The 16,204-nt window shown below is 35.2% G+C and carries 8 protein-coding genes and 2 other annotated features; of the genes, 7 read left to right on the top strand and 1 reads right to left on the bottom strand.

Annotation, left to right across the window (positions count from 1 at the left end; all coding sequences use genetic code 11):
- The first annotated feature begins 125 nt into the window (after positions 1-125).
- The 3 genes from BAQ44_RS22835 to BAQ44_RS22845 all read left to right on the top strand — a co-directional run bounded on the left by BAQ44_RS22835 (position 126) and on the right by BAQ44_RS22845 (position 9,626).
- The gene (locus tag BAQ44_RS22835; RefSeq protein ID WP_071724000.1) at positions 126-4,328 is read left to right on the top strand and encodes a bacteriocin-processing peptidase family protein; all 4,203 of its coding nucleotides are present in this window, start codon (positions 126-128) and stop codon (positions 4,326-4,328) included.
- 98 nt (positions 4,329-4,426) lie between these two features.
- Positions 4,427-4,666, top strand: a binding site (T-box leader).
- Positions 4,667-4,719: 53 nt separating this feature from the next.
- Entirely contained in the window at positions 4,720-7,821 is a 3,102-nt protein-coding gene (gene ileS, locus BAQ44_RS22840) for an isoleucine--tRNA ligase (RefSeq protein ID WP_071724002.1), read from the top strand.
- Between the two features lie 293 nt (positions 7,822-8,114).
- Positions 8,115-9,626 carry a M36 family metallopeptidase gene (locus BAQ44_RS22845; RefSeq protein ID WP_071724004.1) on the top strand — a complete coding sequence of 504 codons (1,512 nt, stop codon included), beginning with the start codon at positions 8,115-8,117 and terminating at the stop codon, positions 9,624-9,626.
- A 103-nt stretch (positions 9,627-9,729) separates the two neighbouring features.
- Here BAQ44_RS22845 and BAQ44_RS22850 read toward each other — a convergent pair whose 3' ends face one another.
- Positions 9,730-10,212, bottom strand: a complete 483-nt coding sequence (locus BAQ44_RS22850; protein WP_071724006.1) for a YozF family protein — start codon at positions 10,210-10,212, stop codon at positions 9,730-9,732.
- Between the two features lie 64 nt (positions 10,213-10,276).
- Between BAQ44_RS22850 and BAQ44_RS22855 the strand changes: the two genes are divergently transcribed.
- The 4 genes from BAQ44_RS22855 (at position 10,277) to BAQ44_RS22870 (ending at position 16,136) form a co-directional block, all read left to right on the top strand.
- Positions 10,277-11,659 (top strand): UDP-N-acetylmuramoyl-tripeptide--D-alanyl-D-alanine ligase, encoded by a 1,383-nt coding sequence (locus BAQ44_RS22855; RefSeq protein WP_071724008.1) that lies wholly within the window; start codon positions 10,277-10,279, stop codon positions 11,657-11,659.
- 66 nt (positions 11,660-11,725) lie between these two features.
- Positions 11,726-11,937: a binding site (T-box leader), on the top strand.
- A 108-nt stretch (positions 11,938-12,045) separates the two neighbouring features.
- Positions 12,046-13,344: an aspartate--tRNA(Asn) ligase gene (gene aspS / locus BAQ44_RS22860; protein WP_071724010.1), complete on the top strand. Its 1,299-nt coding sequence runs from the start codon at positions 12,046-12,048 to the stop codon at positions 13,342-13,344.
- A gap of 180 nt (positions 13,345-13,524) precedes the next feature.
- Positions 13,525-14,709, top strand: coding sequence for a glycerate kinase family protein (locus BAQ44_RS22865; RefSeq protein ID WP_071724012.1), 1,185 nt, complete (start codon positions 13,525-13,527; stop codon positions 14,707-14,709).
- Complete coding sequence (locus BAQ44_RS22870; RefSeq protein ID WP_071724014.1) at positions 14,706-16,136, top strand: SLC13 family permease; 1,431 nt, start codon at positions 14,706-14,708, stop codon at positions 16,134-16,136. Before BAQ44_RS22865 ends, BAQ44_RS22870 begins: the two co-directional genes overlap by 4 nt.
- Positions 16,137-16,204: the final 68 nt, after the last annotated feature.

Below are 16,204 nucleotides of genomic sequence, written 5' to 3' on the forward strand. Positions count from 1 at the left end.
TTTGTTATAAATTCGAATAATATTAAATAATACTATCCATTATAGGAGATTTTAGTTGAATACCTACAATATGATGTGTAAAATCTAAGCAAGTAGCAGTGCAAAAAATAATTCGAGGTGAATACATGCTAGATTTTAAGCAGTTAGATGCTTGTTTGAAAGACAAGAGATTTATAGATGGATTACAGGAAATAAATAATGAAATTTCATATATAAAAGAAAAGAATACTTTATCCTATTTGAAGAATTGGCTCGCTAATATTCCTTCACATAAGGAGTTTGACATATTAATACGTCTTACTGATGAAGGACTTATGCACCAATACAGTTCATTCCTCATTCGCTACGCCTATAAAAAATTCCCGAATATGAGAACGCTCTCTTTATATTGTGATGAGTTAATTGATGAGCGAAAAATACTTGAAGTAGAACAGTTGTTAAAAGATTCATTGGAAGAGGTAAATAAAGAAGAAATAGAAGTTGATCTTTTAGCGAAAACATATTTTACGTTAGTACGATGTTTGTTGGAAATGAAACGAAATGAAGAAGCCCTAATGTATATGCAAAAGGCAGAGGAGTACAGTGCACGTGCCGTATTTGATAAATGGGGCTACGTTTATATGCATACAGGTGAATGGGAGAAAGCAGAAGAACAATTTATAGCTGGCATGCAGCATAAAGATTGTGAAGAGCTATCTACCTATTTGTTATCACAGTTATATGCGAATCAAGGAGAACAAAAACGTGCATTACAGCTAATTGATGATGCGATTGTAAAATTCCCGCAAGTACCATATTTTCATTTTGAAAAGGTGAAATATTTATTAGATTTAAGGAAGTATGAAGAGATGTTAGCGGTAATAGATAACATAAATAATCAGCTTCCTTATCATGCGTATAAAACTTACTTTGTTCATTTACGTGCAGAAGCGCTTTACAAAATGAATAAACTTGCAGATTTACAACAGTTATTAAAAGTAGAAAAAAGTTTAAAAGATTCCTTATATCATAATTTAGAAAAAAATCCAGATGGCAAAAAGGTTCATTTACCGATAGTTCCGATTGTACAAAAGGATAATTATTGTGTTCCAACAAGTTTAGAAATGATGTTGCAGTTATGGGGAGAAAAACGTACACAAGATGAAATAGCAGAGTTTATCTTTGATATGACAGGCTCGAAGTTTTCAGATACTGTTTCTTATTTAGAAGATTTAGGTTATGAATATTGTTATTTTAAAGGGAATGAAGAAAATTATAAGAGACTACTGGATGCAGGGATTCCTGTTTTATTAAGTATAGATATTGAGCATGCTTCACATGTGCAAGTATTATCTGGGTATGATGATACGTTACAAGCTTTTTATGTTCAAGATCCGAACTTTATAGAACCCGTTATTGTGGAATATAGTAAGTTACAAGAAAAATATCGTTACACAGGGTGTTTAGCGATTACGTTTGTTCCGAAAGAAAAGAAGGAGCAACTAGCATTTTTAAATGAAGAAGAAAATCATTATTTTAAAACTATTTTTTCTCTTACGGACCATTTAGATGAACATGATATAGAGGGGATTCATAACTTAGTACAATTTTTAAAAGAGACGAGTGATAATCCGAATACGTGGTTATATACGGTTAAGCATTTAGATGTTGAAGTAGATAATGAGTTTATTATAAGTTGTATTGAAAAGTTAATGGAGAAGTTTCCGAACTCAGATTTTGTTAAATTGCATGGTGCGCAGTGTTTTATTCGCCTTCAAGAATTAGAAAAAGCGGGGCAAATGCTTACAAGTGTCGAGAAGAAAAATAATCGTGCTTTATATCATCTAATAAACGGAAGATATGCTTTTGAACAGGAAAGTTATATAGAAGCAATTTCAAGTTTTCGTTCCTCGTTACAATTAGATGCAGATCAGCCGATTGCTTGGAGTTTTCTCGCTTTATCATATATGTATATCGACCAATCTGAAAAGGCGTTGCAGTTTTCTCAAGTTGCTTTAGAACGTAGTCCAGAACGATTCACTTTAACGAATCACGGATTAATATTAATAGATTTAGAACGATATGAAGAAGCGTATGAAATTTTTAATGATCTGTTAAAAGAGTATAAAAATGAGGCACATGTATGGTATGAGCGAGCGAGATGTGCGCATCATCTAGGGAAATTACATTTAGCGATAAAAGGGCTTAAAATAGCGATTCATTTAGACAGTAATGCACCTTACATTTATACGAAACTTTCGGAAATATACGAGTCTGATTTGAAGGATGAGGAACGTACGAAAGAAATTTTATTAAAAGGTATTAAGAATTGTGACGATAAGGCACCTTTATACGTAAAACTCGGTGACTATCATTTTCAAAATGATAGCCTGGAAGAAGCAGAAACATTGTATACTCGTGCTTTAGAAGAAAATCATGATGATGTTTATTCTCACTTCGGAATTACGCAAGTTTATATGGCAAGAGAACAATACAAGGAAGCAAAACAATATATACTCGGTATTGAAAAGCAAATTGAAAAGAGCCAAGATTTTCTTATGAATGCGGGAATGGTTTTATGGGATGCTGAGGTTGAACTTGGTGGAAGTGAAGAAGGCTTTAAAGTAGCATTGTCTAAGTTAGAGAATGGTATAAAGCAGAGCGAATATAATGTAGCAAGTGCATTAGATGAATATGTGAATCGAATTAAAGGAACGGTATTTGTACAACGAGGAATAGCATTCTTAAGAACGTTACACAAAGAAAGAAATGAGGTAAGTGAATACGGTTGTTATATAGGTATTTTATATGAATCTATTGGGCAGTACGGCCAAGCGATGAAAAGATATAAAAGGGCGATAGAACAAAAGGAAACGGCATTACCGTATTACCGAATTGGTGAAACACTTATGCTTTTAGGGCAATTGACAGAAGCGAAACAAGCGTATGAAACGTGTTTAGAGCTTGATGAGCATTTCGTAGGGGTACATTTACCGCTTGCGGAAATATATGAAAAAGAAGAAAATCGTTCTAAAGAGCAAAATCATATGGTTCAGGCGATGAAAGAAGAGCCATTGCATATTAATATGGAATATTTGGCACAGCTTTCAATAGAAATGAATCTTCAGGAAGAATTGCTGACTGAACTAGAACAATTAGTGGACGAAGTACCTGAAATATGGCGATTAGATGCGATTGCATATGTGTATGGAGCGATGGATGAAATAGATAAAGAACAGGCATGGATTGAACACGCGCTACAATTAGATGGTGAGCATACAGAAGTTCTATATCATTATGCAAAAGTGTTAGTGAAAAGTAGAAATGAAAAAGCAATTGAAATTGCAATGAAAGTGATACAAAAAGATGTAAATAATGAACATATATTTGAGGTATACGTAAAAGCGATAGAACAACATAAGAAATTGTCTAACATACGAGATTTTCTTCATACAGTAAAAGTGAAAAAGGCAGAAAGAAGTATGCTATTTATGTATGCTGCATCTGCGGTGACGGAAAGATGGATTGAACGTCAACAAAATGAACAGCCGAAGAAATCCATAATTACGAGAGCTTTTTATCGAATGAAAAACCGTGCGAAAGAAATTTCGATTATTACTACAATCATTGATTTGTATGAAATTTCGTTAAAGTTAAATCAAAAAAATAGTATGGCAGCGCAGCGATTTGCACTATTTTACGGGAATGTGGCGATGTATAAAGAGGCGATAGATGTATTGCAAACATCGTTAGAAAATCAATGGGATTACGATGTAGCGAAGCAACTTGTAAATCTTTTCATAGAGTGTGAGGAAGAAGATATGTTACGGGATGCTTCGGAAGTAACGAAGCAAATGGTTCGAGAGTTACCAGATGATTATGATACGCTTCTTTTACAAGCACAAGTATTCTTTAAAATAGGGGAAGAAAGAAAAGCAGAAAAGATTACCTTACAGTTAACGGAGCAAACACCGTTTGTAAGTAGAGCGTTTCTTGCTTTAGGAGAAATGTATCAAAGTCAAGAAAGGTTTGAAGAGGCGATTCATATATTAGAAAATGCTTCTATACATCATCCGAATGAAACAGCAATTCTTCTTTCTTTAGCGTCTTCATATCATGGTGCCGGACAAACACTAAAGGCAGAAAAAATAACAAATGATGTATTAACAATGGATGTAAGTAATTTGTTAGCAAGATACGATCGTGCTTGTTATTTAGCACAGTTAAACAGAATTGAAGAGGCGAAGGAAGAGCTTGAAACTGTTCTTCGTGAGGATGAATCAGGATTCTTTGCTGAGCTTATTGAAGAAGATGAAGATTTAACTGGAATACGAGAATTTGAAAAGTAATTGTATAACAATCGCGAAAAAGGGCATAAATAAAAATATATTTTGAATTAGTTGACAATTTATTGCCTAATGGCATAAAATAGCTTTTAACAAAGTATACAAATCTGAAGACGAGAAAGAGTAAAATAGTGTACTGTTCCCCAGAGAGCCGGTATGTTGCTGAAAGCCGGTGTTCAGACGTTATTTGAAAATCATCTCCGAGGAGTCGAGGCTGAAAATAAGTAAGCCCGGACGGATGTCTACCGTTACAAAGAACACGTATGACAGTACGTTGCTAAGTGCTATTAGTTAAGAGCTAATAGAATTAGGGTGGTAACGCGGGTAAACCCGTCCCTACTTTATAGGGACGGGTTTTTTGTGTGCTTTAAAACATTCAAAGGAGTGATTGTAGATGAAGAAAGTAGATGTAAAAGAGTCAGCTGTAGGGAGAGAAACACGTATTCGTAAGCAGTGGAACGAGCAAAGTATTTTCGAGCAATCAATTCAGAATCGAGAAGGCGCACAATCTTTTGTGTTTTATGAAGGACCACCAACGGCGAATGGATTACCGCATGTAGGTCATGCACTTGGACGGACAATTAAAGATGTAGTAGCAAGATATAAAACGATGGCTGGTTATAAAGTGTTAAGAAAAGCGGGATGGGATACACACGGTTTACCTGTAGAATTAGGTGTTGAGAAGCAACTCGGTATTTCTGGTAAACATGAAATCGAAGAGTATGGAATTGAGCCATTTATCCAGAAGTGTAAAGAGAGTGTATTCACATATGAGAAACAGTGGCGTGAATTCACGGAAAGCATCGGTTATTGGGTAGATATGGATGATCCATACGTTACGTTAGAGAATCCATATATCGAAAGTGTATGGCATATTTTGGGGACGATTCATGAAAAGGGCTTATTGTATAAGGGACATAGAGTTTCACCATATTGCCCAAGTTGTCAAACTTCACTAAGTTCACATGAGGTTGCACAAGGGTATAAAACAGTAAAAGATTTAAGTGCAACAGTTAAGTTTAAAGTGAAAGATAGTGAAAATGAGTATTTCCTAGGTTGGACAACGACACCTTGGACACTTCCAGCAAATGTTGCGCTCGCTGTACATCCAAATATGGAATACGTGAAAGCGAAACAAGAAGGTCATGTATACATTGTTGCGAAAGAACGTGTACAAGATGTATTAAAAGAAAACTATGAAGTACTATCTGTCCATAAAGGTGAAGAATTAGTAAACACATCTTATGTGCCGCCATTTTCAATGAAAGAAGTTACAAATGGCTACCACGTTATCGCAGCAGATTTTGTCACGGCAGATAGTGGTACAGGACTTGTTCATATCGCTCCAGCATATGGAGAGGACGATTATAGAGTCGTTCAAAGCGCAGGATTGTCATTCTTACATGTTGTAGATGAGAAAGGTGAGTATACAGAAGCAGTACCATTTTTGAAAGGGAAATTTGTAAAAGATTGTGACGTGGATATCGTTCGTTATTTAGCGAAGGAAGGCTTACTATATCATAAAGAAAAGTATGAACATAGCTACCCACATTGCTGGCGCTGTGATTCACCACTTCTTTATTATGCAGGAGAGAGTTGGTTAATCCGAACAACTGCAATTAAAGATACATTTTTACAAAATAACGATTCTGTTACTTGGTATCCAGATCATATGAAACATGGACGCTTTGGTAAGTTTTTAGAAAATATGGTGGACTGGAATATTAGTCGAAATAGATATTGGGGAACACCATTAAACGTATGGGAATGTGAAAGTTGCGATCATCAATTCGCACCGAAAAGCATTGCTGATTTAAGAAAGCATAGTACGAAAGAAACACCGGAAGATTTAGAATTGCATAAGCCATATGTAGATGAAGTGCAAGTATGCTGCGAAAAATGCGGAAGTACAATGAATCGTACACCAGAAGTAATTGATGTTTGGTTTGATAGTGGTTCCATGCCATTTGCGCAATATCATTATCCATTTGAAAATAAAGAGTTATTTGAAGAACAGTTTCCAGCAGATGTAATTGCAGAAGGCATTGATCAAACACGCGGATGGTTTTATAGTTTATTAGCAGTATCAGCACTATACACAGGAAAAGTACCGTATAAACGCGTTCTATCACTTGGGCATGTATTAGATGAAGAAGGACAGAAAATGTCTAAGAGTAAAGGGAATGCACTAGATCCAGTTGATTTAGTCAATCAGTTTGGTGCAGATGCTTTAAGATGGGCGCTACTCGTTGATAGTGCTCCGTGGAATGCGAAGCGTTTTTCTGAAAGAACAGTACTAGAAGCAAAATCTAAATTTGTGGATACATTAGTCAATGTGTATAGCTTCTACGTTTTATATGCAAATTTAGATGAGTATAATCCGAAAGAAACGTATGATGTAAAGCGGACGAAATTAGATGAATGGGTATTATCAAGATTGCATAGCACAACGAAAAAAGTGAGAACAGCACTTGATGATTATCAATTTACGAATGCAGCTCGTGAAATCGCGGCACTTGTAGATGAAGTAAGTAACTGGTACGTAAGACGATCACGTAATCGTTTCTGGGAATCTGGTATGAATGCCGAAAAAGCAGCTGCGTATGAGACACTTCATGAAGTGCTTGTGACAATTAGTAAATTAATCGCACCATTTACACCGTTTGTCGCTGAAGATATTCATTTGAATTTAACTGGAAGTAGCGTTCATTTAGAGGATTATCCTATTGTGAATGAATCACTACTTCAGCCGAAATTAGAAGCAGAAATGGATGCAGTTTTACAAGTTGTTGAACTTGGAAGAAGTAATCGTAATCAGCATTCTTTAAAAGTAAAACAGCCATTAGCGGAACTTGTATTACTAGCACATAATGAGAATGATATGGATTGGGAATCGTATCGTGATATCGTCATGGATGAACTAAATGTCAAAGCGTTCCATGTTGAACTCGATGAAACGAAATATACGTCCTATCAATTAAAGCTGAACTTTAAAACAGCTGGGCCGAAGTTTGGTAAAAATGTGAACGCAGTAAATACATGGCTAAAACAATTATCAAAAGAAGAAGTAGAGCACTTTGTATCTACAGAAAGAGCAGTTTACGAAGCTGCACCAGGAGAAGAAGTAGTTGTAACAGCTGAAGATGTAGTAGTCGAGAAAGTCGCGAAATCAGGATTTTCTAATACGACTAACGGACAATATACAGTTATGTTAGATACGAATGTCACGGAAGAATTGTTACAAGAAGGAGTAGCGCGTGAATTCATTCGAGCAGTTCAAGAATATCGTAAACAGTTAAATTTACCGGTTAATTTACGAGTAGATGTTATTCTTGATACAGAGGAAGAACTACAACGAACATTAACGAACCATAAAGATTTATTGGAAGAAAATTTACTCGTTAAGCAATTTACATTTGATCACTTAACGCATGAAGACGATGAACTATCTTTAGGTGAAGCGAAAGTTCGAATTAAATTAAGCGCGGCCCATTAAAGAAAAAAGGAAGTTGGAATCATTCCAACTTCCTTTTTGTATGATGGAAATTTATTCGGCTAATTTCCTCATACTCCATTCGATTGATCACTCTAGTAAATTTCTTTCTAAAGTATTGTTTTCATTTTACACATAAATATTGAGAAAATTTCACTCACCCTAAATGGAAAGGTAATAGAATTGTTTATAGAGAATTACTCGTAGATTCAATTTTTATCCCCCCATTTTGTGGGGAATGATTGCCTAGTGGTAATGGGATAAGGTTGGGCTACTTTATTAGGGGGAGTGGTTCTATGTTTAATAAAAAAATGGTGGCAATGGCAATGACTGTGCCATTAGTAATGGGGACGATTTCTACGGTTTCAGCATTGGAAAAACAACAGCAAGTAAAGCTAGAAGCTTATTCACCGCAGAAAAAAGCAACTGAATATTTAAAAGAAAATGCTGCGCAGTATGGATTGAAAGCTGACCTCTCAGACTTGCAATATATTTCTACAACAGAAACGTCAGTAGCTTCATATGTTAGGTTCCAACAAGTTGTGAATGGCGCGCCTGTATTTTCAAAACAAATTACAGTTACACTTAACGGAGAGGGAAAGGGAGTACTTGCTGTTTCTGATTATCAATCCGTCAATGGTGTAAAGGAAGTAACGACAAAAATTAGTGAAAAAGATGCAATCCAAAAATCAATGGCGTATGTTGGAGAAGCAAGTGAGCAAAACTTATGGGCTCCTACTGAGAAAGAATTCGGATATATTGTTGAAGAGGGAATTGCTCGTCCAGTATATAAAGTTGTAGTCCATTCTAATAACCCGTTTGGTGCATGGGAAACATTTATTGATGCAGAAAATGGAAAGTTAATTAAAAAGGTTGATATAAACCGAAAAGCAGAAGGGTCAGGAAAAGTATTTTTACCTAATCCGGTCGTATCTAGTGGTAGTAAAGTAGGCTTAAAAGATAATAACGATGCAGATTCAACGGCGCTAACAAACCAATTGAAGACTGTTACGTTAAAAGGTTTAGATGGAACAGGATTTTTAATTGGAGAGTATGTAACGATTTCTTCAAAAGCAAAAACAAAATCTACAAATTTACAATTTAACTATACACGCGCAAATGATAGCTTTGAAGATGTTATGTCGTATTATCATATAGATACATTACAGCGTTACATTCAAGGGTTAGGTTTTAAAAATATTAATAATCGCTCTATTAAAGTAAATGTGAATGGAACGACGGCGGATAACTCATTTTATTCTCCGACAACGAAAGCTTTAACTTTTGGTACTGGCGGAGTAGATGATGCAGAAGATGCTGGTATTATCGCTCATGAGTACGGGCACTCGATTCAAGATAACCAAGTACCTGGCTTTGGTAGTTCTGCAGAAGGCGGAGCGATGGGAGAAGGATTTGGTGACTTTTTAGGTGCTACGTATGAAGATGCAGTATCGACAACAGGATACGGAAAAGCATGTGTTGGAGAATGGGATGCGGCTGCTTATTCTAGTTCAGATCCGACGTGCTTGCGCCGATTAGATAATAATAAAGTGTATCCAAAAGATATAAAGAATGAAGTACACGATGATGGTGAAATTTGGGCTCAAGGTCAATATGAGATGGCACAAGCTTTTGGACGTGATGTTGCAACGAAAATTATTTTACAATCACACTGGTCATTAACACCAAACTCTAAATTCAATGATGGAGCAAAGGCAATTAAGCAAGCGGATGCTCTTTTATATGGCGGACAACATGCTGCTGATATCGATCGTATTTGGGCAGCAAGAGGAATTAGTACAAATTAATATAAAAAGTCGTGGCATTTATAAGCCACGACTTTTTAATTTGCTTATGAACTGGTACTAGGAAAGGTAGCTAAATGAATGGTAGTGTGAATGTATCCACATTCTATTTATTTTTTTCGTCTTTAAAAACAAAATGCTCTTTAAATTTTCTAGACTCAACTTTTTGACCGTTTCTCATGGAGCGGAAAGGGTGTTCTTGCCAAGTAATGATTACATCAACTACATCTGCTTTTGTAGCAACTGGAAAATTAGCATGTTTAAATCCAGTTTTTCCACTTGCTAAACGACTTTCCTTTAGGGAAAAGAGTTCATATTTCGTTTTTGTTTTTGGCTCGTTGCGGAATACTTCGACTTGTACGTTATATACTTCACTGTTTCCAACATTTTTTACTGAAAATTGATATGTATTAAATTCATCTTTTTTAGCTTGAAGCATATTTTTATCATTGTTCTTCGGTTCATCAATATTCACTTTCCATTGATCAGAGTTTTGGGAGATCGGTAAAGCTTTTGGAGAATAGGCGTACGTTTCATTTACTACGATTAGGCATAACAAAAGGAGAAAGAAACTTATTGTTTTTTTCATATACACACCTCGCTTTAAATTTGTTAATTAATATGCGAAAAAAATACAATTTTTATGTAATAAAATGGAAAATGGTGATAATTTGATTCAAATACAATTAAATAAACTGGAAGAGGTAATAGATGGTGAAGGGTTACAAGAATCATTTCACAATATAGAGATACAAGGTATCTGCATTGACTCCAAGAAAATTAAGAAAGGGAATTTGTTTGTCCCAATTATTAGAGTGAAAGATGGACATGATTATGTGAAAGAGGCAATTGATAATGGAGCTGTCGCTTCCTTATGGAAAAAGTCTTATGGTACTCCGCCAAAAGGGATGCCAATTATATTTGTAGATGACACTTTGTTTGCTTTGCAACAATTGGCACAATTTTATCGAACAGAGCTAAATGTAAAAGTAATTGGAATTACTGGTAGTAATGGAAAGACAACGGTAAAAGATATAATAAGCACGATTTTAAGTACAACTCATCGTGTGCATAAAACAAAAGGAAATTTTAATAGTCAAATCGGTTTACCATTAACAATTTTAGAGATGAAACGAGATACAGAGTTTTTAATACTTGAAATGGGGATGAGTGAAAAAGGACAAATTAGAAACTTATCGATAATAGCAAAGCCAGATGTAGCGATCATTACAATGATTGGCCAGTCTCACTTAGAAACACTTGGATCAAGAGAAGAGATCGCGAAGGCTAAATTAGAAATTATTGATGGATTAAAAGATGAAGGATTATGTTTGTATAATGGCGATGAACCATTGCTTTTGAAAAATAAGAATCTATCGAGTATAAATTGTAAGGCATTTGGTGAAAAGTATACAAATGATTTGTTTCCAACAAACGTGCGATTAGATGAATATGGTGTTCATTTTAAATTAAATGATTCAAAAATACAGTACGATGTTCCCTTGCATGGAAAACATAATATTTTAAATATGATTGTCGGAATCGCCGTAGGTCAATATTATAATGTCCCTACAGAAAAAATACAGGAAGCATTACGGCAAGTACATATTACTCATATGCGCTTTCAATTTTTAACTGCCAAAACAGGTTTTACAATTATTAACGATGCGTGGAATGCTAGTCCCTCTTCAATGAAGGCTGCAATTGACACGTTACAGACATTAAATGCCTATAAGAAAAAAATGATAGTAATTGGGGATATGTTGGAGTTAGGGAAGAATGCTGAAACATATCATAGAGAAATCGGTAAAATGTTAAATGAAGAGAGCATTCAATATGTATTTACTTATGGAAAGTTAGCTGAAATTGTAGCGGAAGAAGCAAGAAAGAAATATGATACAGGAAAAGTACAGTCATTTAATAATAAGACCAAAATAGCAGAGGAAGTATTAAAAGTAATAACGGAAAATGATGTTGTATTATTAAAAGGCTCACGTGGAATGGCTTTAGAGGAGATTGTACAAAATTGGATATGAAAAATGAAAATATATTTAAAAAGGCTTGCGTTTTATAAACTAAAGAGATAGAATACTCTGTAAATATAAAAAGTGATGATTAGGAAAAGTACATGATGCAAAGGTCTACAGAGAGCAATCGGTTGCTGAGAAGATTGCGATACCGCATGATGGAAAGACACCTGTGAGTGTTGCTTTGAACGTGATAATTAGTAAAAGCAAACGGTACCTACCGTTATCAGGGCTAAGATGGTCATTATGACAATTTGGGTGGTACCGCGGAAAAATCCGTCCCTATTTATAGGGGCGGATTTTTGTATTCTTTGAAAGGAGGTGAGTGACCGTGGATGATGACGATGACAACAATAATAACGTAAATCAATATAAAATTACTGGAGGGAAAAGTAATGGAGTCAATAATGAAGCGTTCACTCACGAAAGAATGTACAAAGCAAAGCGGGAAGGTTGTATTACTTCAAGGATGGGTAAAAAAGATTCGTCATCTAGGTAATGTTAGTTTTTTATTAATAAGGGATCGATCAGGAGTTATGCAATGTGTCTTAGAAAATGAGTTAGCTGGATTTAAAGTAGATGTGGAAAGTGTCGTGCAAGTAGTTGGTCAAATAGTAGAGACTTCGAAAACAGAATTAGGGGTGGAAGTGCTTGCTTATGAAGTGAAAATATTAAATGGCGCAGAACCACTTCCATTTGAAATAAATAAAAAGAAATTGCAAGTTGGCTTAGATCAACTACTGAATGAGCGGGTATTATCATTAAGACATGAGAGAACCGCGGCGATATTTAAAGTGAAATCTACACTTGTTCAGAGCTTTAGTGAATTTCTTATAGAGAACGATTTCACACGTATATTTACTCCGAAAATTGTTTCACAAGGGGCAGAAGGAGGAGCAAATGTTTTTAAAGTTCCATACTTTCAAAAAGAAGCTTATTTAGCACAATCACCACAGTTTTATAAACAGATGATGGTAGCTGGAGGGTTAGAACGTGTTTTTGAAGTTGCACCTGTTTACAGGGCGGAACATCATAATTCTTCCCGTCATTTGAATGAATATATATCGTTAGACGTAGAACTTGGATTTATTCATGATTTTTATGAAGTGATGCAATTAGAAACGGATGTTTTACGATATATGTTTCAACAAGTAGCAAAAAATTGTGAAAAAGAACTACAACTATTACAAATAGAAGTACCTGTTATTACAGAAATACCAAAAATTACATTGTTACAAGCACAAGAAATTTTAAAAAGTAAATACCGGAAAGAATCGCCAATTGGGGATTTAGATACAGAAGGTGAAAAGCTACTAGGCAAATATGTGAAGGAAACATATAAGAGTGAGTTAGTTTTCATTACACATTATCCGAAAGAAGCTAGACCAATGTATACGATGCCGAATAATGAAAATCCATCTATTACTGATTCGTTCGACTTACTATATAAAGGGCTAGAAATAACTTCAGGCGCACAGCGAATTCATGATTATGAAATGTTACTTGCTTCTTTTAAAGAAAAAGGATTACATCCAGATAAATTTCAATCTTATTTAAATACATTCCGATACGGTTGTCCCCCGCACGGTGGTTTTGGAATTGGATTAGAGAGAGTTGTATACAGACTATTAGAATTAACAAATGTACGAGAGGCGAGTGCTTTTCCAAGGGACTGTACAAGACTTATCCCTTAATAATAGGGGGAAGAAAATGTATCCGTTGTGCTATTTTATAGTATAACGGATTTTTTAGTTCATAAAACTCAGCACTTTCTCATCAAATTTTAATGTAAGCTTAATTGTTCTCTCTTTTTTCACCTTTAATATAAGCCTTAGAAACGAAAGAGATATACAAGGTGAAGGGAGAAATATTACATGCGTATTTTAGTTGTACCATCAGGATTTAAAGAAAGTTTAGGGGCGAAGGAAGCTGCTGATGTAATGAAAGAAGGGATTTTAAAAGTTATGCCGTTAGCTACTGTAGAGACTTTACCAATGGTGGATGGTGGGGAAGGTTTTACAGAGGCAATTATAAATATTACTGGTGGAAAAATGTATAAAGTACAAGTAACGGGACCTGTTGGAGAGGAGATACAATCTTATTTTGGTATTTTTAAAACGAGAAATGGTGAGCGTACGGCTGTTATTGAAATGGCCGCTGCAGCTGGGTTACGCCTTGTACCGAGAGATTTACGTGATCCTAGAAAAACGACTACTTATGGGGTTGGGCAGTTAATAGAATTAGCTTTAAATAAAGGGGTAGATCGTATATTAATAGGGTGTGGTGATTCAGGAACATCTGATGGAGGAGCTGGTATGGCTGAAGCGCTAGGTGTAAAGTTTTTAAATGAAGATGGAAAGGAAATACAAATTCAAGGTGGAACCTCTTTATTACAAGTTTCAAAAATAGACACATCACAAGTAGATCCTAGATTAAGGCATGTTCAAATTGATGTTGCCTGTAATTGGTTTAATCAATTATGCGGCGAACAGGGAGTAGCGCGAGTGTTCGGTCCGCAAAAAGGTGCTAACGAAGCACAAGTAATAGAACTAGAAAAAGCACTGGAGCGTTATGCTTCTGTTATAAAAAAAGATATAGGTATAGATGTACATCATACACCAGGTAGTGGTGCATCTGGTGGGCTTGGTGCTGGACTACAAGCTTTAATTGGTGCAACGTTATATCCGAGATACGATATTATTATGAAGTATATGGATTTAAATAAACAATTGTTATCGTGTGATCTTGTTTTTACTGCGGAAGGCAGTATAGATTTTCAAACGCCACGAGGGAAAATTCCAGCTGAGGTGGCTAAATGTGCAAAAAAATATGGATTACCAGTAATTGCATTAGTAGGGACAGTCGGTAAAGGTGCACGTATTAATTACGATTATGGCATTGATGCATATACAAGTATATTACCGATGCCATCTTCATTAGAAAATGCATTTTCTAATGCGGAGAAATGGCTTCGTGATTGTACAGAGAGTACGATGCGTACAGTTTTAGTCGGTTATCAAATCGCTTCTCGGTTAAATAAAAGTGGGTACGTATCATGATTGAAAAAAATGTAGTGGAATTACATGTAAGCAGTACGGATGATCCGAAAATTAAGCCATCTTGGGTTCTGCCCGTAGCACTTATATTACTGGTAGAAATAGTTCTTTTGCTTCCATCGTCATTAACGATGGAAGCGAAATGGAGTTTGTTTGGATTTTGCTGTGCAATTATTTTATGGACTACAACAACGATAAATTCAGCCTATATCGCACTAGGGTCCGTCTTATTTTTAATTATTTCAGGAACAGCAAAGCAAGATCTTTTATTCGATTCGTTAGCTTCAGATGTTATTTGGCTTATGATCGGTTCCTTTATTTTAGGAAGGGCACTTCAAGTTACCGGTTTAGCTGAGAAAATGACGTACTTTGTTGTAAATCGTGCTCGGAATATAGCGGGCTTGTGCGGGATTTTGACAATGATTATTCAAATACTCGCCTTTTTTATTCCATCGACATCTGGACGCGCAGCGGTTGTATTACCTGTTTTTCAAGCTATATCAAAAGAAATTGGGAGTAGAAGAATTACGAAAGCATTAGCAATTTTAATGCCTACAGTTATTTTAGTTTCAACAAGTTCTACAATTATTGGCGCAGGTTCCCATTTAATTGCCCTAGATATGTTAAAGGAATTTAATAATAAGGATATTACATTTGTAGAGTGGTTAATATGGGGATTTCCATTTGGAGTCATAATGAGCTTTATAAGTTGTCGTGTAATATTATTTTTATTTTTAGACAAAGAGGAAGTAAAAACAAAACTGAAACAGAAAAAAGTTGAGTTTGAATTATCGCGAAATGAAAAGTATACAATCAGTATTTTAATAGCGATGGTAGCTTTTTGGTTAACAGAGTCGTTACACGGTTTGGAAATTGCAACTGTAACGATAATCGGAGTATTTTTATTAACTTTACCAAAACTCGGCGTGATGCAGTGGAAAGAAAGCTTAAAAGGTGTCTCGTGGAACTTAATTTTATTTGTTGGAGCAGCAATTGCATTAGGGAAATCATTAATGGAGAGTGGTGCAGCGCAATGGATTATGCAAAAGTTATTTTTAGTAACAGAACTTATTAATAAGCAATCCATTTTTATCGTGTTACTCGTAATTGTTATTCTTTCAGTCACATCACATTTATATATTACATCTCACACTACGAGAGCAGTTATTTTTATTCCGCCACTATTATATTTTGCAAGTAGTCTACAGCTTAATGAAGTAGCTGTACTATTTTTAGGGATTGTTGGCATGAATTACTGTTTAACCTTTCCAGTTAGTTCGAAGGCATTACTTTTATTTCAAGAAAGTGATAGAGAAACGTTTCAGCCGCAAGATTTATTAAAATTAAGTAGCTATTTAAGTGTTATATATATGCTTCTAATAGTCTTATTTTATTATGCATATTGGCAGTGGGTTGGATTGTCTCTCTAACAATCAGGAATATAATTCATTCCTGATTTTTTTCATTAAGTCGAAAAGAATATTGGGTATTATTTCTT

The sequence above is a fragment of the Bacillus mobilis genome, assembly GCF_001884045.1.
GTDB lineage: Bacteria > Bacillota > Bacilli > Bacillales > Bacillaceae_G > Bacillus_A > Bacillus_A mobilis.

Coding starts and splice junctions, on each gene's coding strand:
- BAQ44_RS22835 (WP_071724000.1), top strand. CDS start 126: ATGCTAGATTTTAAGCAGTTAGATGCTTGTTTGAAAGACAAGAGATTT.
- ileS (WP_071724002.1), top strand. CDS start 4,720: ATGAAGAAAGTAGATGTAAAAGAGTCAGCTGTAGGGAGAGAAACACGT.
- BAQ44_RS22845 (WP_071724004.1), top strand. CDS start 8,115: ATGTTTAATAAAAAAATGGTGGCAATGGCAATGACTGTGCCATTAGTA.
- BAQ44_RS22850 (WP_071724006.1), bottom strand. CDS start 10,212: ATGAAAAAAACAATAAGTTTCTTTCTCCTTTTGTTATGCCTAATCGTA.
- BAQ44_RS22855 (WP_071724008.1), top strand. CDS start 10,277: ATGGAAAATGGTGATAATTTGATTCAAATACAATTAAATAAACTGGAA.
- aspS (WP_071724010.1), top strand. CDS start 12,046: ATGGAGTCAATAATGAAGCGTTCACTCACGAAAGAATGTACAAAGCAA.
- BAQ44_RS22865 (WP_071724012.1), top strand. CDS start 13,525: ATGCGTATTTTAGTTGTACCATCAGGATTTAAAGAAAGTTTAGGGGCG.
- BAQ44_RS22870 (WP_071724014.1), top strand. CDS start 14,706: ATGATTGAAAAAAATGTAGTGGAATTACATGTAAGCAGTACGGATGAT.